We start from the raw sequence: 21,578 nt of genomic DNA on the forward strand, positions 1-21,578 counted from the left end.
TCGTATTGGTGGCGTACGATACCCGGCAGGTATGATCGACCAGCGCAAGTTGCGAGCAGCTCAGGTGCCGAATGGAGTAGAAAAGTTGTACAAATTCTCTGCTGATGGCGTAAAAACTATACATTGAGCTAATCTTGTATAGTATTTAAAAAAACGCCGAGACGCTGATGAACGTGGCCAGTCCCAGACGCTTTCTCGAACCTCGCCTGTCGAGATGCTGGCTGTTGCTGCTGATACTCGCCGTACCTGCCTGGGCGGATTGGCGTCCCGCGTTGCCTGATGCTCGCCTGGTGGGCAGCGGCGACTTCACCTGGTTTGGCATAAGCCTGTACACCGCACGGTTGTGGAGCCCGGGGGTGCCGATGACCTGGGATCAACCCTTTGCGCTTGAACTGACCTATCACCGTGACTTTTCCAGGGGCACGCTTGTTGAGGCCAGCCTCAAGGAAATGCGTCGCATGGGACCGGCTCGTCCAGAGGAGTCCACCCTTCAACGCTGGTCCGATGAAATGCATGAAGCCTTCGTCGATGTCCGGCCCGGAATGCGCATTACCGGGGTCTACCACCCAGGCTTTGGCTGCACGTTCTACGTCGACGGCCAGCTTCGCCGGCGGGTCGACGACCCTGTATTTGCCCGCGCCTTCTTCGACATCTGGCTGGATCCGCGCACGCGGGACAAGCCGTTGCGTCAACGACTGCTGGGGATGACCGGGCCGGCTGATTGAGGAGGTTGAGATGCGTCGAATACTGGTACTGCTCGTTTGCCTGTTGCTGGCCAGCTGCAACAACGTTGGGGTGGAGCATTACGCCCAGGAGCGACCGGCGCTGGATCTGGTAGCGTTCTTCTCCCGGCCGGTACAGGCCTGGGGAATGTTCCAGAATCGCTCGGGCGAGGTGGTCAAGCGTTTCCACGTGCAGATCGAGAGCCGTCTCGAGGGGCAGCAATTGATTCTCGACGAGCGTTTTCTCTACAGCGATGGCACGCGCCAGCGCCGGGTCTGGACGCTGCAGCCCGCCGGCGCCGGGCGTTGGCGTGGGCGTGCGGACGACGTCATCGGCGAGGCAAGCGGCGAGGCCGCCGGCAACGCGCTGCGCTGGCGCTATCGCCTTGACCTGCCGGTCGACGGCAGGCATTGGGAAGTGGATATGGACGACTGGATGTACCTGATGGACGAAGACACCATGATCAATCGCACGAGCATGAGCAAGCTTGGCGTCGAGGTGGGACAAGTGACGCTGTTCTTCCGTCGCCAGCCGTAAACGGATTCACGCACGGGGTGCAGCCATGCGCAGGATCAGCGGCAGCCACACTGCCCACAGCGGCGCGAGCAGCAGGGTCGTGCCAAGGGTGCCCAAAGGCAGACCGACACCGGCCAGCTTTGCGCCGGCGAGGTAAGCCAGGGGGCCACCGCACAGGCCCAGTAGCGCTCCGTACCACACCGGGCGTCGCGCCCAGGCCAGGCTGTGGCGCAGCCCGCTGGCCAGCACCAGCCACAACAGGGCCAGCCACAGGGGCAGGGGTTGCGAGGTAAAATCGAAGACGCCCAGCGCACCCAGGCCGGCATCCAGCAGCCAGCCTGTCAGCCCCACGCAGACCAGTGTGGTTGCTTCGTCCCGCGGCCGTGGGCAAGCAGCCAGATGCACCAGCAAGCCCGCCACCACTGGCAGCAGCAGCCAGGGATGCCGCTCGCTCAGCACGCAAGCCCACCAGGCGGCCTGCATCCACAGCGCGTTGCCGATCAACCAGGCCCGGCTCAATTCAGGCGGCCGGCAGCGAGGCGCGGCGGGCGGCCGGGGCTGCCCAGAGCAGTTGCGCGACACCGATGGCGCGCTCCTCGAAACCGCCCTGGCAATAACACAGGTAGAACTCCCAGAGGCGCTGGAAAGTGTCGTCATACCCCAGTTCTACCAAGGCGCTGCGCGACTGGCGCAAGTTGTCGCGCCAGTACTGCAGCGTGCGCGCGTAGTCCAGGCCGAAGTCCTCCATGTGCACCAGGTTCAATGCGGTGTGGCGACTGGCGGTCTGCAGCATGACGCTCAAGGAGGGCAGGGCTCCGCCGGGAAAGATATGGCGCTGGATGAAATCCACCGAGCGCTGGGCCTGCTCATAACGCTGGTCGCGGATGGTGATGGCTTGCAGCAGCATCAAGCCGTCGTCCTTGAGCAGCGAGGCGCAGCGGCGAAAGTAGAGCGGCAGATAGCGGTGCCCGACCGCCTCGATCATCTCGATCGAAACCAGCTTGTCGAAGCGCCCGCCGAGGTCGCGGTAGTCTTCGCGCAGGACGGTAATGCGCTCTTGCAGGCCAAGCGCCTGGACGCGTTGCCGGGTATGGGCGTACTGCGCCTCGGACAACGTGGTGGTGGTCACCCGACACCCATGGCGGGTGGCGGCGTGGATTGCCAGGCTGCCCCAGCCGGTGCCGATCTCGAGCAGATGGTCGTCGGGGCGCAACGCGAGTTTGGCGCAGATACGCTCGAGCTTGTTCAATTGGGCCTGCTCCAGGCTCTGCTCCTGACTGTCGAACATGGCAGCGGAGTACATCATGGTCGGGTCCAGCAGCCGCTCGAACAAGGCATTGCCCAGATCGTAATGGGCCAGGATGTTGCGTCGCGAACCACGCCGGCTGTTGCGGTTGAACCCGTGCAGCAGGCGCAGGATCGGACGACCGAGGCGCGCCAGGCCGCCCTCGAGGGCGTCGAGCACCTCCAGGTTGGCGACGAACAGGCGGGTGACCGCGGCCAGGTCCGGACTGCGCCAGTAGCCGTGGGTATAGGCTTCGCCGGCACCGATCGAGCCGTTGGCAGCCACCATGCTCCAGGCGGCCTCGTCGACGATCTCGACCTCTGCATGCAGCGTGCTACCGATGTCGCCGAACAGCCACTGCCGCCCGTGGCAGATCAGGCGCAGACGGCCCTGGCGCAGGTGGCGAAGTTGCGAGAGCACGGCGCTCCTGGCCAGGCCACCGAACAACGGCGCCAGGCCAAAGGATTTGCTAACGCTCAGGGTTGGATCGGACATGCTCGGACTCCTCGATGACAGGGGTTTCGCTGCTCTGACAGGGCGTATGGGTGTAGAGCGGGGTGCGCTTGAGCAACAGGCGCAGGGCTTGCCAGTAAATGGCGCCGAGGGTGCGCAGGCTCATCCAGGGGAAGGCCAATACGTGGCGTCGAAGTGCGGCGGCATCCAGTGGCTGGCGGCGCAGGGCCAGGTCGGCCTCAAAGACTTTTTGCCCTTCGCAGCGGTTTTCCATGTGGATGCGCAGGTGCTCGCCGTCAATGTCAAAGCGCATGTGGTACTGCATGTCCAGCGGCAGGAACGGCGAGACATGGAAGGCCTTGTTGACCGAGAACTGTCGGGGCTGACCGGGCAGCACCGACAACACGTAGTGAAAGCGCTCACGCCAGGGTGTGTTACGCACCTCCAGCACAATCGCCGCCAGCAGCCCGTCGTTGTCGTGGCAAAAGTAGAAACTGACCGGATTGAACGAAATCCCCCAGCTGCGCGGCTGGGTCAGCAAATGAATGGCGCCGCCCGGAGCCTGGCCCAGGGCCTTGGCCACCACTTCGCGCACGGCATCCTTCAAGGGCATGCCGCGACGAGTCCAGGCCGGCAGGTAGTCGGTTTCCCGCCAGCACAACGGCGCCAGGCGAGAAGCACCGAGCAGCGGGGACAGGCCCAGCAGCCGTTCCTGTTCGTCCAGGTCCAGGTAGAACATGCCGCTGCGATAGCGGAAGCCATGGAACCGCGGCGCCAGGCGCCGGTGGCTCACCCAACCGTAGCAAAGGCTGCTGTTCACAGTCGCTCCCCGAAGCTTTGGGCGACGTCCAGTGCGCTGACCACGCCATCCTCATGGAAGCCGTTTGCCCAGTAAGCACCGCAGAAGTAGCTGTGCTGGTTTCCCTGCAGCTCACCCTGGCGCGCCTGGGCTGCCATGGCGGCCAGGCTGTATTGGGGATGGGCATAATTGAAGCGTGCCAGCACCTTCGACGGGTCCACGCTGTCGCCCTGGTTGAGGCTTGTGCAGAAGGTCACCGGGGCGTCGAGGCCCTGCAGGATGTTCATGTTGTAGGTCACGGCCGCCGGGGCATGGGCGGGTCCGCCGAGGCGATAGTTCCAGCTCGCCCAGGCCTTGCGCCGGCTGGGCAGCAGGCGGGTGTCGGTGTGCAGCAGGACTTCGTTGTCGGCATACTCGAGGGCGCCGAGCACCTCGCGCTCGGCGATCGACGGTTGCTCCAGCAACACCAGGGCCTGGTCGCTATGGCAGGCGAACACCACCTTGTCGAAACGCTCATGGCCTGCGGCGCTGTCGATCATCACGCCGCTGTCGTCCCGTCGCACGCTCAGCACCGGGCAATTTAGCCGAATGCGCTCGTTGAAGGACTTGCACAACGGTTGCACGTAGCTGCGCGAGCCACCCTCGATCACTCGCCACTGAGGCCGCTGGCTGATCGAGAGCAGGCCATGGTTACGAAAGAACCGCACGAAGAAGTGCAGCGGAAAGTGCAGCATGTCGGCCCTTGAGACCGACCAGATGGCCGAGCCCATGGGCACGATGTAGTGATGGATGAAACGCTGCCCGTAGCCTCGCGAGTGCAGGTAATCGCCCAGACTCATGCCGGGCTCGATGCGCTGGCCGTCCAGGTCGGCCACCGCCTGGCGGTTGAAGCGCAGGATATCGCGCAACATGCCCCAGAAGCCCGGCGACAGCAGATTGCCGCGCTGGGCGAAGAGGGTGTCGAGGTTGTTGCCGTTGTATTCCAGGCCACTGTGCGGATCGTTGACGGAAAAGCTCATCTCGGTGGGGCGCGAGGCGACGCCTAAGTGATCCAGCAAGCGAATGAAATTGGGGTAGGTCCAGTCGTTGAAGACGATGAAACCGGTGTCCACGGCATAACGCTGTCCCTGCCATTCGACGTCGACCGTATGGGTATGACCGCCAATCCAGTCAGCCGCTTCAAACACAGCCACCTCATGACGACGTGACAGCAGATAGGCACAGGTCAGCCCAGAGATCCCGCTACCGATGATGGCGATGCGCATGTGCCGCTATTCCTGTTCGGTTCGCGCCAGGCGACGGCCCAGGGCCAGGCGCCAACGCGCTGGCAGGGCGCCGAGCAGGCGCAGGACGAGAGTGAAAAGCCGTGGAAAGTTGATCTCCAGCGGACGGCGCGTCAGGCGCACGATCACATGCCGCGCGGCGCGGTCGGCGCTCCAGATTTGTGGCATGGCAAAGGTGTTGCGCTGGGTCAGCGGGGTGTCGATGAAGCCCGGGCTGACCAGCGTTACATCGATGCCTTCGGCGTGTAGATCCAGGCGCAGTGACTCGACCAGATACCTCAGGGCCGCCTTGGACGCGCCATAGGCTCCCGCCCGCGGCAGCGCCAGCCAGGTCACCGAGCTACCGATCACGACCAGGTGGGGTCGATGCCCGCGGCGCAGCAGGGGAAGGGCCGCCTGCAGGCAGTAGCTGACCCCCAGCAGGTTGGCGCGTATCACACGCTCGACGGTCTCGGCCTCGAACCCGCCGGGCACCAGGTATTCGCAGGTGCCGGCGTTCAGGATCACCAGGTCCAGCGCGCCCCACGCCTGCTCGATGTTCTCGCAAATCGCCTCGACCTGGCGTGGCTCAGTCACATCGCCAGTGGCGAGCAGGGCCCCGGGGTAGCGCAGCATCAGCGGCATCAGTGCTTCCGCGCGCCGGCCACCCAAGGCCACCTCATGACCTTGATCCAGAAGGCGTTCGGCCAGGGCAGCACCGAGGCCGCTGCTGGCGCCGGTCAGCCAGCAGCGGCTCATGCCAGCCTGCCCTTGATCCAGCCGATCACCCCGCCAAGCAGCGGAACGTGCTCGTAGAGCAGGGCGCCGGCATCGAAGTAGTCGTGGTGCAGGTAGACCTGTTGCGCCCAGCGCAGGTGGCTGCACCCTTGCAGGCGGATCGGCCGGCCGCGGGACAGGCGTGGATGACGAAAGTGCAGGTTCCAGCGAAGGTAACCGTGGCCAGGCGCGGTTTCATCCACGTCAAGGATGTCGTAGCGAATATCCTCGACGTTGCTGTACAACTTTTCAAAGTAACCGCGCAGTGCCGGCAAGCCCTCCACCTGATGCAGGGGATCACGAAACTGCACGTCGTTGCTGTAGAGCTCGCCCAGCCTGTGCAGGCTATCAGCGTTCTGCGTGGCGAACGTGTCAGCGAAATGGCGGAGATAGGCAGACATGACAGGCTCCAGGCAAAATTGTACAAGTCGATAAAACTGTACAGGTTTATCTGTAGCCTAGGGCGAAAATTGTACAAGTCAATATGCTTGTACACTTTTTGTGGCGGTCGTGGCGTAACGGGTGTCAGCCACCGAGCCTCGCCAGTTGACGGCGAAGATCGGCCACTTCGTTCTCCAGTGCCTGGATTTTTTCCAGGGCGGCCATCTTGTCGCTGACGTCGTGCTGTATGCCGATGTAGTAGGTCAACTGGTCGGCTTCATTGTGCACGGGGGTGATCGACAGCTCGTTCCAGAACAGGCTGCCATCCTTGTGATAGTTACGCAGCACCTGGCGGCAGGGCTGACCGAGGCGGATGGCGTCACGGATGACCGCAAGGCCTGCCTGGGCATGATCGTCGGCCTGCAGGAACCGGCAATCCTGGTAGAGAATGTCGTCGGCACTGTAGCCGGTCAGGCGCTCGAAGGCAGGGTTGGCATAGATGAGGATGCTGTCATCGCCTTCCTGCTCGGCCACGACGATGCCGTCATTGGAGGCTTCGACCATCAGTTGCAGGAGTTTGGCGTCGATCATGGTCTGGGCTCGCGGTGGTTCGTGGGTTTGCCCCACAGCGTAGTCGTCAGCGACAGCGATGCCTAGATGGCAGGGCGCAGGAGCCGGTCTTCGATGGAGGCTGGTTTAAAAGTGCCGGGCCTGGTTTAGAATGCCGACACACTCAGCAGGCACCCCCTTTCAATGACCGAGCCCAGCGAATCCGCCTCCGACGACGTCTTGCTCCCCATGCGCGAAGTCGCCAGCCTGACCGGCGTCAACCCGATCACCCTGCGGGCCTGGGAGCGCCGCCACGGGCTGATTCGACCAGTACGCACGGTGGGCGGTCATCGCCTGTATTCACAACAGGACGTCGAACATATCCGCAATATCATGCTCTGGACGAGCCGGGGCCTGCCGATCAGCAAGATAGGCGCTTTGCTCGTGCGCCAGCAGGACACCCCCGGTATCGCTGGATCAGGCTCGGTCGAAGCGCCCCTGGTCCAATGGCAAGAGGCAATTCATCGCGCCACCCAGGCGTTTGATGGCGCCGAGCTGGAGCGTCTTCACGGGCAACTGTTCACCCTCTACCCGAAGGCTACGGTGCTGGAGACTATCCTGCTGCCGGTCTGGCGCAGACTGGCAGCCGGCAATGCTTTCGGCCGCCGCAGCCAGTGGCTGTTCCTGGACGCCTTCCTGCGTGCGCGGTTGTTATTGCGACTGCAGATGAACCCGGGCAAGGGTGCGTGCGTGCTGCTGGCAGACGGCTCGGGTCATGCACACGAACTGGAGCTGTTGTGTGCCGGTGTGTTGATGAGCAATGACCAGCTGCGCATCGAGGTGCTGGGCCCGGGCCAGCCCCTGGAAGAACTGCCGTTGCTGTGTAAAGCGATGCAGCCCGCCGCGCTGGTGCTGTGGGTCCAGGCGCCTCTGCAGGCCGATGCGCACCAGCGCCTGCGCGCCCTTCAAATGGGCGTCGCGTGCCCGGTGGCGTTGGCCGGCGACGCAGCTGCCACTTCGGCGTCAGGCGTGCGCGGTGCTTCGATTGCCATTCTGGGCAATGACGAAGCGAGTATTTTGCGCAGGCTTGAAGCCTTGGTCAGGGGGACGCTGCAAATTTGAATCCGGTTGTTCCAGCTCAAGTCAGGGAACACGACGGGGTTTCGGATCGAAACGGGTTCCCGCCAGCCTGATGAGCACTGGCAGTATGCGAATCACCGGCAGACTGAGCACCCCACAGCACCAGGCCTCATGAGTTGCCGCTCATTGGCAGTACCTTGTGGAAAGCAAATGGCGTATAGTTCATTTGACTGAAAAAATTATTCATTTGGAGGTAGTGATGATGAGCGCTTCAACGGTTGCTCCGCGTCCGACCAAAATCAAAGAAGAGCCTCGTGAAGCCGGGATTGCGGCCTTTTGGCGATTCAGTTCCGCCCGCGAGTTTCTCAAGGACTCCGAGCGGCTGAATCAGATCAGGGAGGGATTTCCCGCCTATCTCGTTTACGCGGTCAGGCAGACCTTCGACCTCCATGAGCGCAATCTGGAAACGCTGCTCAATGCCTCCTTCTCGACACTGGAAAGACGTCGGCGTGAGCACAAGAACCTGGATTCCGTTGCCTCCGAACGCCTGGATCGGATCGCCACAGTGGGTCACCTGGCCGAGGAGGTCTTTGAGAGCCAGGAGAAAGCGGCTCAATGGATGTCGACTGCCAATAAAGCGCTCGGCGGTGCCGCACCGATCATGCTCTGCGAAACCGAGATAGGCGCCAGGCAGGTTCGCCGTGTCCTGCATGCCCTTGAATGGGGTGGTGCAGCCTGATGCGGGCTTGGCGAATTGCGAAAGCGAAACGTGCGACCGATCTATCAGGTATGGGAGCTGCCATCGAAGGAGGGCGGTGGAACGATCAGGACGTGCCAGCTGTGTACATGGGACTGACACCGGCTATCTGCTGCCTTGAAACATTCGTCCATGCGGGGGGCGAGCCTACTTTCCCGATGAAGATCACCTGCTTCGAGCTGCCCGCCGATGCCGCGCTTTACTGGGAGCCTGATCCAAAAACCTTGCCTGAAGGCTGGGCGAGTCTTCCCGCTGACCGTCCAGGCATGGACTTCGGCACTACCTGGCTGAAGGCGAACACTCACCTTGGCTTGATCGTGCCCTCGGCAGTGTTGGTCCTGGAGCGTAATGTGGTGATCAACCCCAATCATCCGGCGGTCAGCCAGATCAAGGTGGTCGATGTCTTTGACTTCATGTACGACCCTCGCATGTTCAAGTAGGGCATCTCACCTCACATGAGCTCCTGGAATGGAAAGCTACTTGCGTCGCAACTTCGTGGACTTTGACCCTAACCTCGACCTGGATAGGAATTTCTTGACCTGAGGGCAGGGGACATCTACCAGGACTGTTGAAACATAACTCAACTAAATAGATGTTTAGTTGAGTTATAAGGATTATTCATATAAACGCACAGGGCAAAGGTGCGACTCTAACCAAAAACAGCCAACCATATAGTATGCCCACCACAATCCGGATCTTCCGTTACTTGCTCAACGACGCTAAAACCATGGGCATTGAGCAGCGCAGTATACTCATCGTGGTCCAGGCTGGCGTGATAAAGCGTTTCACCCTCGAACCTGCCCAACGCGATGCCATGGGCCGTTCCGCTGGTAAACATCAATGCGGCACCAGGTTGGGCATGGGCCTGGAAAATCGGGAACATTCGGCGCTGATCCTCAGGCGTCAGGTGAAAGAAACTGTCCCACGCCAGGATACCCGCGTAACGCTGATCAAGCGCTAACTGGCGCATGTCGGCAACATGCCAGTCGTGCTGTGGGAAACGTTGCTGACACAAGGTGATCATCGCCATGGACGAATCAATGCCACACACGCTGTGTCCGGCGTCGATCAAGTAAGCGGCCATGGGTTCGGCACAGCCACAGCCGATGTCGAGAACATCACCAGTAGCAACAGGCATGGCCTGACGAAAACGATCCAGCCAGGATTGCTCGACGAGGCGCCGCGAGCGAACACGATCCCATGTTTGAGCGTGACGCTCGTAGAGATCGATGATTTGATGAGCTGCTTCATGCATGAGGGGCAATCCTGAGGGATGTGGTCGAGGGATGTGGCTGGGGTTTGAAATGTACCTTGGAGACGCCCTGTGTGGAATACCTATGGGTACGCATAATGTATATTATGTTAAACGAGGTGCTATGTTAGGTATGTTCATCAGCAGCCTAAAGCACTGATTCGACAAACCCGCTTCTACCGTCCACGCTCTCAACGGGCCATGTCCTTCGTGTTCATGGCGCGTTATTTAATGAGGTGGCTGCCGATGAAGCTGATTCAGTGCCGTTACTCTTCTGGTCAGCGTGTACCGCTGCTTGTGCAGGATGGTCAGGCGGCGCCATTGCCCAAGCTAGTCCCATTCATCTACGTCCAGCTCAAGCTCAGGCATCGTGCATACAACACCGCAGCAGCGCACCTGCGGGCGATCCAGGCTTTCTACACCTATGCCAAAAGCCGGGAGCTGGATATCGATGAGGCCATCTTGGCGGGCCGTTTTGAGGCGATTCTGGCGTTACTGGACGGTTACGCCATCTGGCTCCAGAGCGGCCGTCAAGCCGACAACCTAGTCGCCCGAATTGGCACAGCTAAAACGACATCTTTTCCGCTGATCGATCCGCGTACCCGTGACCAGTACCTGCGGCTGTTGAAGCAGTACCTGTCCTGGTGTGTCACCCGATACATCCCGCGCGCCCGTCAGAACTCAACCACCCTGGCAAACATCGAGGTTGTATTTGCAGATGTCGCCGACGTCATTGAACGACGCTTTGAGAGCCATATCATCAATGTTCGTCCCGACCACGCTCGTTACCGCAGCCTGACAGATGCTCAACTCCAGATCATTCGCACACTGATTCGCCCGGGCGCTGCGGAGAATCCGTTTCCGGAACGATTGCAGTTGCGCAATTGGCTAATGATTGAATTGCTGCTGGAGACCGGTATCCGTCGCGGAGAGCTTCTGAAGCTCTACACCACGGACATCAATCAGGGTTCTCAGCATGCCTATGTCAGCATCAATGACCGCGAACATGACCCAGCCGACCCACGCGCTGAAGAGCCTGCGCTGAAAACCCACGGACGGACAGTAGGTATCTCCGCACAGTTGTATGAGGTCTACGAACACTATATCCAGGGCGAACGGCGCCCTCTGCGTGACGGCAAACCGATGAAATTGCTGTACCGCTATCTGTTCATCTCGGATCGAGGCCGCCCGCTGTCGATTCGCGCACTGTCTAACGTCCTCGATCGGCTGTTTCTGACCATTGAACTGGCTCATCCAAGTTTGTTGCCTACACTTTCCGCGCATGACTTTCGCCACTCGTTTGCCGACCGCTTTTTAGCTTACCTGGTCGAGAAGCGTGGGCATGACCTGGAGCGGGCTACGGACGAACTCCGACGAGTCTGCGGTTGGTCTGATACGTCGACGATGCCACGCCGTTATGCAAGTCGTTATCTAGCTGAGTCGGCCAACCTCCACAATGCCCAGCGTGCCTCGGCAGCCTGGAGCCGACTTGACAGTTAAAGAGGTTCGCCGTGACCAAATCAGCCGATCAAGAACAGGCTTCACCCTCCTCCTCTTTTCCGGCCTACGAGTTCGAGGGCCCGGCTCAGGTTGCGATTCGAACTCGCACTAATGACCAGCCAAGGTACGTCGATACTCGATTGAGCGCCTGGACGTGGTACGACGGCGGTATTGCGATGACAATTGATTGGGCCGAGCTTGACTTAACTCCAGAGTTTAATGAAATAGCCAAAGGCTTTATGGCATATGCGTTAGAGAAATATGCTCCCCAAACAGCGTTCATATTTGTAAGGTCTCTTGTCTATTTATCAAGTACCAATCTCGCCCGCCACTTTCCTTGGGATCATCAAGATTTAATCGCCCAATTAGAAGGATTCAAGCGCTCCAGGCATAATCTCATTGGGTTTCGCAGGCTTTATCGCTGGGCAGTTGATAGAGGGATTAAAGGTTTTGATCTAAATACTTACCTAACGATCAAAGATACAAAGTCAGCACGGGTTGACCCGTATGCGCGAATTTTTCTCTCGCAGTCTGGCTTAGACCTTGATGAGGAAGTTCGGTTGCTCAAACGCATTGAACGATACATTTCATCTAACTCTTGGGGGGAAGCCCAGTTTAATATAATGCTTCACTTGGGTTTCGAACTCGCACCACGCTCGATTCAATTCCATTCCCTTGACATCTCGGATTTTGAGTTCATTGAAAGTGCTGATCATGAGAGGTACTACACCCTGTGGCTACCCATGGCCAAAAAGGTCGGCCAACGCAGACCTGAGCGACGGCCGCGCAAAGTCACCTCCCGACTGGGTGAAAAAATCTCACGGCATGTTTCAGAAATTCAACGCCGCTTTAGCAGCAACTGCGAACCATTATTTGTAAATTCTAACGGAAGAAGACTGTCTGTAACTGAAATCATAATGGGACTCAAACATGAACTGAGAGAGGCTGGGATAGACAAGCCTAACCAAGTAACCATGTTGCTCCGTCATCACCTAGGGCAAGGTTTGGCGGACCAGGGAACACCGGCAGACATGATTGCCGAACTGCTTGGCCACAACAGCACTGTTGCAGCGCGTGCTTACGTCACGGCAACCCCCAACATTGCCCGGGTCAAAGAGAAAGCACTCGGCAAGAGTCCCGCCTATCAACGCATTATGCGCAGTCTCTTGACCGGGGAAGTCGTGCAACGCCGCGATACCGCTGCCGAAAGAGCGATCCGTGGCGTGATCGACACACAGTACATCGGGGACATCGGTGCATGTGCCCTCCCAGTTCATACGCACTGCCCCTACAATCCCGTCTATGCCTGCTACACCTGCAAGAAGTTTCACCCCTTTGCTGACGGCCGCCATGAGCAGGTGAAAGAGGCGCTGCAACGAGAAGCCCAACGGTTCATTGACATGGCAGAACAAGCCGGAGACCTCCTTCACAATCGGCCTCTCGCCCAGCATCAGACAACCATCCTGGCGGTAAGCGCTACCATCGAGCGCTGCCGGCAGCACACGGAGGGTGCCGCAGATGACGCTGTCTAGGGCAAGGCCGAATCTCGAGGGCTTTATTACACAGGAAAAAGCGATTTTTCAGTCGTTACCAATTTCAACACCGTGGGCGTCACCGGTGTGGGGCGTCGGAAGTTGGTTACCACAACGGGATAACCAACATGCTCTTACCTTCGAAACGCATCGGCAAGCCCTTGAGAAGACAGGCTATCCCGCCCCGCCTAAGGGACCACTCCCCTGCACTTTCCAAGATTTTAGCAAGGCCTTGATTGTGTATTTGCAACGCACCCGGAACCTGAAGTTTTCGATGGTCGCGGCCTACAATATTGCCGTCCGGCGGCTTTACAATCCCTTGTTTGAAAGACGCGTGCCCGACCCCACACAGTTGACGCGAGGCGATTTTGATCGGGTCGTAGCCTTTCTCCGCGAAAGTGGCTACAAGAACCTTTACGACGCGATCTCTCATCTTCAGGTAATAGCGGATACGATTGATAATCTGCAATTAACCGAGATCGCCATCCACTTTGAGCATGATGCAAAACCAGAGAAACGCCGCCACAACTACATTTCATTGCACGATCCTGATCGTGCGGTAAAACAGCGTAAGTCTGATGACAAGTTGCCTTCTCGCGAGGCGATGGAAGCCTACGCCTTATGCTCGAACCATCCGCGCAGTGAGGGCGAAGAAATTTTGCTGCGTGTGATCGATTTGTTGATCGCGACTGGGCAACGGGGTAATGAGGTAGCAGTAATTCCCTATGACTGTTGGGTCGAACGGCCAATCAAAGGGACGGCAGGAAAGGTAGTTGTAGATGCCAATGGTAAACCCATAGTCGAATGCGGGATCAGGTACTTTGCGGAAAAGCAATTTCAATCCCGTGTTCATTGGTTCGCGGAAAGCGACGTTCCTTTAGCTAGGCGCGCGGTCGAACGACTGAAGGTGCTGACGCAAGAACAACGAGAACTCGCTAGGTGGCAAGAAGCCCATCCTGGGCGTCTCTGGCATTACTCACCTCAGACGGCAATGTCAGAGGCTGCGGTTCTAGAATGGCTCGGGTTTAGCAAGAACCGAGACACAGCTAGAAATCTCTATGTGTATTTTTCTCGGAACGGAGTTCACCCCCACGACGAGACTAAGCATCAGTCTAAGGCGATCGAGCGGAGATACTTGGCCGGTGATATTGAGCGCCTGCTCGTTCCCAAGCTTCGTGGACATACAGTATTAACGGAAAATGTCGGAGGTACGCTTCGTATTGTCCTGAAAACCAGCGAAACACTAGCCATTGCTTTTGATGGTCAATTCCGCCTCGGTGGACGGGAAGCAAATGTATTTCGAGCAATCCCCCGTCGTGTGACCCTCTTGGATATTAATCACGCGCTAGGTAGCGATGAAAGGCACGCGTCCATTTTTTCGCGACGGTCATTGACCGAGTCTGATGGGGCTCCGATTCGGCTAACAAGCCACCAACCTCGACACTGGCGAAACACTATTTACCATCTGACTGGCATGAGCGATGTTCAGCAAGCGCTGGCCCTGGGGCGAAAACGCCTCGACCAAAATACCTATTACCAACACACAAGCATTGAAGAAAACACTGCTGCCCACCAAGAGTTCTTGGCGTTCAATAGCCATCACGAGCGCATCGATTTCCTGCACGCGGGCATAAGAGATAAGCGCATTCAGGGCGCTTTGACTGATAGTTACCATGCTTTGCTGTCAAATAAAGGCACGACCACGGCAGAAGCATTCCTTGCCGTACACGCCACGGCGCTGCATGTGACACCCTTCGGAGGTTGCATTCACGATTTCTCCCAAGCGCCCTGCCCTAAGCATCTTCAGTGCTGGAATGGCTGCTCGCATCTCCATCTGATGGGCACTCCATCGGAACGGGCCAACCTTGAGAAACAAGCCGAGAATCTTACGACCGCAATTACTATCATGCGCGATGCCGGCGCCGGAGAGGCAGGCAGCGATGTATGGCTGGCGGACCAGGAGGACAAACTCAACAATTTAAAATCAGTCCTCGCACGCGATACCAATGCAGGTGTGCAACGCGTGTTTCCAAATGGGCATCCAATGACGGTTGCGGACACGCACAAACGACACAGTTCGGTTTCAGACGATTAGAGGCGACCATGGCGCAACGACAGACTTTGAGGGGCGGCACGTTGGACGAGGCGATCGATGCCCTCCTCGCCCAAATGGTTAGCTTAGGATTGGAGCTCGCGCCTATCTCACGCCCCGAAGTACAGCGTCGATTGGGCCTGACAAGCCGCGCGACCTTAGTAGGTGATCGTGGTCGGCGGATCGAGTCCGCCCGTATCGCACAACTGAAGGAAAGCGGGATAGATCCGGACGGTGCCCGCCGGCGGAGAAGCTTCGAAGAGCGCATTGCTCATCTACAGGCGGAAAATGCCGCCTTGATTACACAGCGCGATAGGCTCTACGAAGCGCTGTCCGTAATTGCGCATAACTGCCTATTGAAAGGGTTGGACGTCGAAGGCGTACTGGGTCCGTTGCGAAAGCAGTGAGCGGATCATCACTCACGTCGAAGCCCATAGTATGTGAGTCCGGTCTGATGTATGTCCAAAACCACACGCGAGAGGCGCAAACTACTTGAGATCGCTACGGATCTGCTCAAGCAGATCCTCCAGTTTAACGGCTGGGTCTTTCTCAAGGTAACAGGCGACGATAACGGATACCGGATGCACTCCAATTGTACCTGCTAGCTCGTCGATCTTCTCTAAGGTCGCGCCTTTGATACCTCTCTCCAGCGAGCTCATGAACGTGCGGCTGCTGACTAAAGCAAAATCCTCTTGGGTTAGACCTCTGCTGATACGCAAGGCGCGAAGCGCTGATCCGAAGGCTTGTTTCAACTCCATTTGCTTTACTCGCAAATGGAAAGATGAAGCCTTTTCGAACACTATAGAGCTACAATCTATAGTGTTCATTGGGAGGCATTTATGTTCAGAACCTATCGACGAGACGCAATGCCCCTCTCGTCACGGCTGGAGTCAGATCTCCAGTTGTGGTCGTGTGTGGAGCAGATTATCTCACTGCCTTGGTTTTATCTCACAGCCCTCAAACGCGGTGGCGATTCATCTTCGCGCCACATGCTCATGATTTCTGACGTCCTAACTTTGGAGGAACTGAGCTTGGCCGGGACATCGAGCGTGACAATTGAGTCAATTCTCCTAGCCTCGCCGCCCGGTATGAACGGGACAGAAAGATGGTTAATGGAGCCGCTTACGGAGATAGCATACGTTCCGAAGTCAAAGGGCTCAATCCGTCACTACCGTTTCAAGGTCGAAGAGGGTGCGGTTTACACCGACTCATGTGACCCTGGGCTGGAGGTCGAGCAAGGTAACATCAGCAGGGTTGTGATCTCGCTCCGCTGATTTAAGCCATTTCGCTGACGCGCCACGCGCGTAAGACCCTGACCGCCTGGTTGAGCCACTCTACTGGGATGAGTGAACTTGGCATTGGCCGTCTCACGGCTGAATGCGCAGCCGGTAATGCCGATTATGACGTTTCCCATTGAGCGTGGACCTTGACTCTGCAGCGCCTCTGAGAAAGTGCAGCTACCACTGCAGGGTTCAATTACCGGCGTGGAAGGGAGCTCATGTACTGGCTGACGGTCTCCCATTGCCCTTGCCGGAAACGGTAAGCTTTACAGATTTGACACAAGGAGTAGGAAAATTGATCGAAAATCCCGAGTCGCCCTCAAAACACATGTATTTGGTCGTGCTTTGAATGATGTCGAGCATGCCATAGGCATGTATGCCTACAGTTATTGCACGATGCCCGCTGAGGCTATTTACGATAAAGCCATTTTGCAATCTATGATGAGCGTCATTGAAACGTGTCATATTTACTGCATCGGATACACACCAATTGTGGATTTCACTGGTGCAAGCCAAACGGGAGATGAGCTTAATATACAATTGAATGTATTGGGCAAAGAGTATACTGTCACGTATTCAATACCTGATTTAATCTACAAGATGGAAGACGGTTATAATTTCCTAGAGGATGCGACCGGCGAAAGGATGTGGCCTGACATGGAGCATGTACAAGCCCGTCTAAACAATGAATTTAAAGCTGTTACTTTCGACGTAAAGTACATAGGCCAGGCATACGGTCAAGACGGTTCAAGAAATGCTATTGATCGACTACTAAAACATGAAACCTTGCAAAAAATAGCGCTGAAGGGAGTTCCGCCAGGGCACAAACTGACTTTGCTTTTGCTTTCCATTCAGCCTAGCAATCAACTCATTACAATGATGAACCCATTTGCTAAAAATGGTGATAGCGGTGATGCACGGATAAAACAAGGCTTGGACAAAGCGCAAAACACTACAGAAGCGGAAAAAATTTCTCTGTATGAAGCGGCGCTAATTAGGTATTTTTACCCAGAATTTAATAAAGAATTCAAGGACAGTTTCCCTTCTACCAATCTAAAAATTCTTCAAGATTGCTATGACAAGGATTTTGGCGCCGTTGTAGCTGAAATCTGCATAGATGAATTACCTTTCATGTTATTTTCAGATAAGGTTGAGCCAAAATTTTATCACATCGCAAAGCATAACTTGCATAAGAGTGAAGATCGAAAAATGTTCTTTGGCATTTGATCTTGCGAAAATGTCACAAACTAGAAGACTGGATCAAACTCATGATCGCCGTGGCCCGTTGCCTCAGGCGATCTGCCTGAAGCTTGAGCGCGACAATGACTTACACTATGCCCTAGACGAAGTGATCGCGGTTGCGGTGGCAAGCACATCATTTATCACGCCCTGGTCGCGACCTTAAACTTGGGTGATGAAGTCATCGTGCATGCTCCGTACTGGGTTTCTTACCCGGACATCGCCCGACTGAACGACGCCACACCGGTGATCATCTCATGCAAGGAGTCCTTCCACCGACTTTGCGATCTGAGCACGTTTACCGGCTGATCTTGCTTTTGGTGTCGAGCCATTTCTGGCGGGCTTCGATGTTCTCTCGGTGGAAAATTGTTGGCATTGCGAAGCCCTCGTAGCTATTCATCCTTATCACGCTCCCGTAAGAGCCAGCAGACGATGCCGAGCACCAGGGTGGCAAATCCTAGTGCGGCAATGGTGAGCGCAGGAGTAGCGGCAGAATCGAGAATAACGAACTTCCGGCTGAGCGCCAGCAAGGCGATCAACAGCACTGTGCGAACCTGAACGATGCTGTTGCGTCGTAGGGCCGGGCGCACAATCGAATGCTTAAACTCCAGGGCTATCAGCACGGTGAAGATTGAGCCAAAGAGGGCCTGGAAAACATCGTGATCTAGAGGGTCAATCGCACCACCGATCACCAACGGTACAACCCTGCGACAGAGCTGCAGTAGAGCCATCAAAATCACAGACGCGATGATGAGACTGAGCGCAATAACAACCAATTGTTCGAAACGTTCGTAAGCATTCATCAGCGCCCACTGAAGCCTGAAATTTTTCAGCGTCGAGTTGCGCTCACGCCTTTCAGAATCAGGCTTTGACACGATAACCCTCCACACTTGCGTCTTCAGTCTGCCGGGCTCGTCCAGGCATTAGAGGATCCAGTACACCACTGCACGTCGTGATCAACAGGCCTGCTCCCAGGTTACGTGAGTGTGCTGGGGCTAAGTCCCAGTCTCCGCAGTAGGTGCCAGATCATCTGGCTGGTCTGGCGGACTACTCCTTTCGGAGGCCTTTGGCGCATCCACCTCCACCTTATTGAAGACCACTTCGCTACGCCCCTTGTCGTAACCCAACTCAACACTGTCGCCGGCTTGCAGCTTGCCAGCGAGCATTTCCTTCGCAAGCCGCGTTTCGACGGCCTGGCGAATCTGACGTTTCAACTCGCGCGCGCCAAACTCAGGCTGATAACCAACATCCGCCAGATGATCGATGAGTGAGCCATCAATTTTCACTGTGATGTTCTGTGCAGCTGCGGTTCGAATGACCCGATCAAGCTGAATGCTCACAATCGATCGGATGTTGTCACGGGTAAGGGCATGGAACACGATGATGTCATCAATACGGTTAAGGAATTCGGGACGAAAATGCCCTTTCAGGACGCCCATTAATTCATCGCGTAACGCTTTATCCGTAAGGCGTTCATCTTCGGGGCGCTCAAGATTCTCCATGATAATGGGAGAGCCCAAGTTGCTGGTGGCAATGATGATCGTATTGCTGAAGTCCACGACACGTCCCTTACCGTCCGTTAGACGCCCATCGTCGAATACCTGCAGCAATACGTTGCTCACATCGGGATGCGCTTTCTCGATCTCGTCGAGCAGAATCACACTGTAGGGCTTGCGGCGGACACGCTCTGTCAACTGACCGCCTTCGTCATATCCCACATAACCGGGTGGCGCGCCGATCAAACGAGCAACCGCATGCCGCTCCATGTACTCCGACATATCAATACGAATGATCGATTGCTCGTCACCAAACACCGTTTCCGCCAACGCTTTGGCAAGTTCAGTTTTGCCAACGCCCGTAGGGCCAAGAAAGAGGAACGTGGCAATAGGTCTGTTGGCTTGGCCAAGTCCGGCTCGAGACAAACGAACGGCATCGCTGACCGCGCGAACAGCGTCTTCCTGCCCGACCAGCCGATCACGCAATGTGTCTTCCATATTCAACAGCTTTTGACGCTCTTCCTGCGTAAGCTCGGTCACAGGAATACCGGTGAGACGGGACAGCACCTCGGCAATAGACTCCAGTGTCACCTCAAGGGTTTCGGAACCTGTCTTGCGCTCCCAGGCTTCTGTTTCCTCTCCCAGTTGCGTCTGTTTTTGACCAATGCGTTCTTCGAAGCCTTTGGATTCATCAAAACGTTTACGGGAGGATGCATAATCCTGTTCACGTTTAAGTTGCGTGATTTCCGCTTCCAGCTCCTGAATGCCAGCCGGCCTCGAGGAGGAACTGATTCGAACGCGGGCGGCTGCCTGATCGATCAGGTCAATGGCTTTATCCGGCAAAAAGCGCGAGGTGATGTAACGATCCGACAGCTCTGCTGCCGCCACAAATGCTTCATCGGCGAATGTGACCTGATGGTGAGCCTCAAGCTTATCGCGCAGCCCACGCAGGATAATGATGGTCTGTTCGACGGTGGGCTCGGCTATCAGCACAGGCTGAAAACGTCGTTCAAGCGCTGCGTCTTTTTCGATGTGCTTTTGGTACTCATTGAGTGTCGTCGCACCGATCAAACTGAGCTCCCCGCGCGCTAATGCGGGTTTCAGTACGTTGGCAATATCCAGGCCGCCCTCCTCACCACCCTGCCCCGCGCCAACGATCGTATGCAACTCGTCGATGAACAGAATAAGCTCCGAGCTTTTTGCGGCGACTTCATCAAGTAGTTGCTTGGCTCGCTCCTCGAATTCACCACGATATTTAGAGCCCGCAACCATTGAGTTCAGATTGATCTCAACCAGCCGTCTGCCACGCAGAATCTCAGGGACATCGCCCTTTACTATTCGTTGTGCAAGCCCTTCAACGATGGCTGTTTTACCGACGCCAGGTTCGCCGATAAGAACCGGATTGTTCTTTCTGCGCCGCGCCAGCACCTCGATGGTATTTTCGATTTCCTGCGCGCGCCCCAGTACGGGATCCAGTTTGCCCTCACGAGCCAGTGACGTCAGGTCGCGACCGAACTTGTCGAGTGTCGGTGTTCCCGTCGGGGTGTCGACTCGCCCATCCTCAGCCCCCTTACCCACCACCTTTACCACCTTCTGCCGCAAGGCTTCAGGCGTTACGCCGTATTTTTTAAGCAATGTCCCGGCGATACTTTCTGGTACAGAGGCAAGCCCGATCAACAAATGCTCTGGGCCAACGTACGAATGTCCTAAATCACGAGATGCCTGGAACGCAAAATTGAAAACTTTCTTTAACCGCGGCGAAATGCTCATCTGGTCCACCGGGGCCTGGGCCTCCGCTGTGCCCCTCTGAGCATGTTGATCGATGTAACCTTTGATCTCGTCCGGAGAAAGCTTCAGCTCCTTAAGCAACGCCGTACCCACATCGGTATCCGCAAGCACATACAACAAATGCTCAGTATCGAGCTCGCTGCGGTTGAGCTCATGGGCTTTCTCACCCGCGCGTTGCAGGATTTCCAGCGTCTGGGAACTGAATGCATCGGTTGCATCGACAGATTCTCGAGGCACTTGCGCAGAGAGCCTGAAGTCATCACCCGCTTGATCCTTTGCTCCGCCCATGCTGTCGAAAAAGCGGGACACACCCCCGCCCAGCAGAGAGTCGAATGGATTCAACATGCTTTGATGGCGTAAGAGTTGACGGTAATCGTGGTCGCAAATGGACATTGTCCTGGCTTGGCCATTTTGCGATACGGTCACTCGCGCTACAGCGGGTCTCGCATTACATATTTCACAGAGAGTAGCCATGATGAGTTGTCTCCAAAGATGGATAACACGGACTCATTCAGATGGATCTACGGCCCCGTAAACGATGCTCAAGCAACAGGGGCATGAGATCCGCAATACGCTGAGATTGCTCAGGAAGACGATTACGTTGGAGGGAATGGCAGTCTCGGCAGACGACGCCATCCAATAACGATAGTCGGATCTCATCAAAACACGCTATGGGCGACCCAGGATACCGACGAACGACGTCTGATAAATTTGTGCTCAAAAATACCGCCAGTCGTAAACCACCAACTCATCAGCAAATGAGGCTATGGAATCACCAGCGTGATCGAGCAACGCTTCGATGTCGGAATTCGCAGGG

22 protein-coding genes and 1 pseudogene are annotated in these 21,578 nt (G+C 56.8%); 12 read left to right on the forward strand and 11 right to left on the reverse strand.

Annotation, left to right across the window (positions count from 1 at the left end):
• The first annotated feature begins 167 nt into the window (after positions 1 to 167).
• Together NPS56_RS14250 and NPS56_RS14255 are read left to right on the forward strand one after the other, a co-directional pair.
• Positions 168 to 725, forward strand: a complete 558-nt coding sequence (locus NPS56_RS14250) for a chalcone isomerase family protein (protein WP_274075179.1) — start codon at positions 168 to 170, stop codon at positions 723 to 725.
• A gap of 10 nt (positions 726 to 735) precedes the next feature.
• Positions 736 to 1,260, forward strand: coding sequence for a DUF3833 domain-containing protein (locus NPS56_RS14255; RefSeq protein WP_274075180.1), 525 nt, complete (start codon positions 736 to 738; stop codon positions 1,258 to 1,260).
• Positions 1,261 to 1,266: 6 nt separating this feature from the next.
• Here the strand turns inward: NPS56_RS14255 and NPS56_RS14260 are convergent, their stop codons facing one another.
• From NPS56_RS14260 to NPS56_RS14290, 7 genes are all read right to left on the reverse strand, one after another.
• Entirely contained in the window at positions 1,267 to 1,758 is a 492-nt protein-coding gene (locus NPS56_RS14260; protein WP_274075181.1) for a DUF2878 domain-containing protein, read from the reverse strand.
• 1 nt (position 1,759) lies between these two features.
• A complete protein-coding gene (locus tag NPS56_RS14265; protein ID WP_274075182.1) occupies positions 1,760 to 3,019 on the reverse strand; it encodes an SAM-dependent methyltransferase in 1,260 nt (419 codons plus the stop codon).
• Complete coding sequence (locus tag NPS56_RS14270; protein WP_274075183.1) at positions 2,994 to 3,797, reverse strand: DUF1365 domain-containing protein; 804 nt, start codon at positions 3,795 to 3,797, stop codon at positions 2,994 to 2,996. The genes NPS56_RS14265 and NPS56_RS14270 overlap by 26 nt, the downstream gene beginning before the upstream one ends.
• Positions 3,794 to 5,041 (reverse strand): NAD(P)/FAD-dependent oxidoreductase, encoded by a 1,248-nt coding sequence (locus NPS56_RS14275; RefSeq protein ID WP_274075184.1) that lies wholly within the window; start codon positions 5,039 to 5,041, stop codon positions 3,794 to 3,796. Before NPS56_RS14275 ends, NPS56_RS14270 begins: the two co-directional genes overlap by 4 nt.
• A 6-nt stretch (positions 5,042 to 5,047) precedes the next feature.
• Positions 5,048 to 5,797, reverse strand: coding sequence for an SDR family NAD(P)-dependent oxidoreductase (locus NPS56_RS14280; protein WP_274075185.1), 750 nt, complete (start codon positions 5,795 to 5,797; stop codon positions 5,048 to 5,050).
• Positions 5,794 to 6,216, reverse strand: a complete 423-nt coding sequence (locus NPS56_RS14285) for a nuclear transport factor 2 family protein (protein WP_274075186.1) — start codon at positions 6,214 to 6,216, stop codon at positions 5,794 to 5,796. The genes NPS56_RS14280 and NPS56_RS14285 overlap by 4 nt, the downstream gene beginning before the upstream one ends.
• Positions 6,217 to 6,340: 124 nt before the next feature.
• Positions 6,341 to 6,787: a PAS domain-containing protein gene (locus NPS56_RS14290; protein ID WP_274075187.1), complete on the reverse strand. Its 447-nt coding sequence runs from the start codon at positions 6,785 to 6,787 to the stop codon at positions 6,341 to 6,343.
• A 162-nt stretch (positions 6,788 to 6,949) separates the two neighbouring features.
• On the opposite strand from NPS56_RS14290, the gene NPS56_RS14295 reads away from it, so the two are divergent.
• From NPS56_RS14295 to NPS56_RS14305, 3 genes are all read left to right on the forward strand, one after another.
• Positions 6,950 to 7,867 carry a MerR family transcriptional regulator gene (locus NPS56_RS14295; protein ID WP_274075188.1) on the forward strand — a complete coding sequence of 306 codons (918 nt, stop codon included), beginning with the start codon at positions 6,950 to 6,952 and terminating at the stop codon, positions 7,865 to 7,867.
• 184 nt (positions 7,868 to 8,051) lie between these two features.
• Positions 8,052 to 8,564 (forward strand): type II RES/Xre toxin-antitoxin system antitoxin, encoded by a 513-nt coding sequence (parS, locus tag NPS56_RS14300; protein ID WP_406590778.1) that lies wholly within the window; start codon positions 8,052 to 8,054, stop codon positions 8,562 to 8,564.
• Entirely contained in the window at positions 8,564 to 9,022 is a 459-nt protein-coding gene (locus NPS56_RS14305; RefSeq protein ID WP_274075189.1) for an RES family NAD+ phosphorylase, read from the forward strand. The genes parS and NPS56_RS14305 overlap by 1 nt, the downstream gene beginning before the upstream one ends.
• Positions 9,023 to 9,231: 209 nt before the next feature.
• Here NPS56_RS14305 and NPS56_RS14310 read toward each other — a convergent pair whose 3' ends face one another.
• A complete protein-coding gene (locus NPS56_RS14310; RefSeq protein ID WP_274075190.1) occupies positions 9,232 to 9,837 on the reverse strand; it encodes a class I SAM-dependent DNA methyltransferase in 606 nt (201 codons plus the stop codon).
• A gap of 243 nt (positions 9,838 to 10,080) precedes the next feature.
• Between NPS56_RS14310 and NPS56_RS14315 the strand changes: the two genes are divergently transcribed.
• From NPS56_RS14315 to NPS56_RS14330, 4 genes are read left to right on the forward strand one after another with little or no spacing between them, the layout of a single operon-like run.
• Complete coding sequence (locus NPS56_RS14315; protein WP_274075191.1) at positions 10,081 to 11,334, forward strand: tyrosine-type recombinase/integrase; 1,254 nt, start codon at positions 10,081 to 10,083, stop codon at positions 11,332 to 11,334.
• Between the two features lie 11 nt (positions 11,335 to 11,345).
• Complete coding sequence (locus tag NPS56_RS14320) at positions 11,346 to 12,866, forward strand: tyrosine-type recombinase/integrase (protein ID WP_274075192.1); 1,521 nt, start codon at positions 11,346 to 11,348, stop codon at positions 12,864 to 12,866.
• Positions 12,853 to 14,961, forward strand: a complete 2,109-nt coding sequence (locus NPS56_RS14325) for a hypothetical protein (protein WP_274075193.1) — start codon at positions 12,853 to 12,855, stop codon at positions 14,959 to 14,961. Before NPS56_RS14320 ends, NPS56_RS14325 begins: the two co-directional genes overlap by 14 nt.
• A gap of 8 nt (positions 14,962 to 14,969) precedes the next feature.
• On the forward strand, positions 14,970 to 15,365 hold the full coding sequence (locus NPS56_RS14330; RefSeq protein ID WP_274075194.1) for a hypothetical protein: 396 nt from the start codon (positions 14,970 to 14,972) through the stop codon (positions 15,363 to 15,365).
• An 81-nt stretch (positions 15,366 to 15,446) separates the two neighbouring features.
• On the opposite strand, the gene NPS56_RS14335 is transcribed toward NPS56_RS14330, so the two are convergent.
• Positions 15,447 to 15,716, reverse strand: a complete 270-nt coding sequence (locus tag NPS56_RS14335; protein ID WP_034022979.1) for a helix-turn-helix domain-containing protein — start codon at positions 15,714 to 15,716, stop codon at positions 15,447 to 15,449.
• Positions 15,717 to 15,797: 81 nt separating this feature from the next.
• On the opposite strand from NPS56_RS14335, the gene NPS56_RS14340 reads away from it, so the two are divergent.
• The 3 genes and pseudogenes from NPS56_RS14340 to NPS56_RS31190 form a co-directional block, all read left to right on the forward strand.
• Positions 15,798 to 16,232: a hypothetical protein gene (locus tag NPS56_RS14340; RefSeq protein WP_274075195.1), complete on the forward strand. Its 435-nt coding sequence runs from the start codon at positions 15,798 to 15,800 to the stop codon at positions 16,230 to 16,232.
• A gap of 351 nt (positions 16,233 to 16,583) precedes the next feature.
• On the forward strand, positions 16,584 to 17,465 hold the full coding sequence (locus NPS56_RS14345) for a hypothetical protein (protein WP_274075196.1): 882 nt from the start codon (positions 16,584 to 16,586) through the stop codon (positions 17,463 to 17,465).
• A 58-nt stretch (positions 17,466 to 17,523) separates the two neighbouring features.
• A pseudogene (locus NPS56_RS31190) lies at positions 17,524 to 17,747 on the forward strand (aminotransferase class I/II-fold pyridoxal phosphate-dependent enzyme); the annotation flags it as partial.
• A gap of 122 nt (positions 17,748 to 17,869) precedes the next feature.
• Here NPS56_RS31190 and NPS56_RS14355 read toward each other — a convergent pair.
• Complete coding sequence (locus NPS56_RS14355) at positions 17,870 to 18,280, reverse strand: phosphate-starvation-inducible PsiE family protein (protein WP_274075351.1); 411 nt, start codon at positions 18,278 to 18,280, stop codon at positions 17,870 to 17,872.
• 192 nt (positions 18,281 to 18,472) lie between these two features.
• Complete coding sequence (locus NPS56_RS14360; protein WP_425313630.1) at positions 18,473 to 21,238, reverse strand: AAA family ATPase; 2,766 nt, start codon at positions 21,236 to 21,238, stop codon at positions 18,473 to 18,475.
• Positions 21,239 to 21,578: the final 340 nt, after the last annotated feature.

Origin of the sequence: Pseudomonas putida (assembly GCF_028682635.1) — a bacterium.
Taxonomy (GTDB): Bacteria; Pseudomonadota; Gammaproteobacteria; order Pseudomonadales; family Pseudomonadaceae; genus Aquipseudomonas; species Aquipseudomonas putida_AE.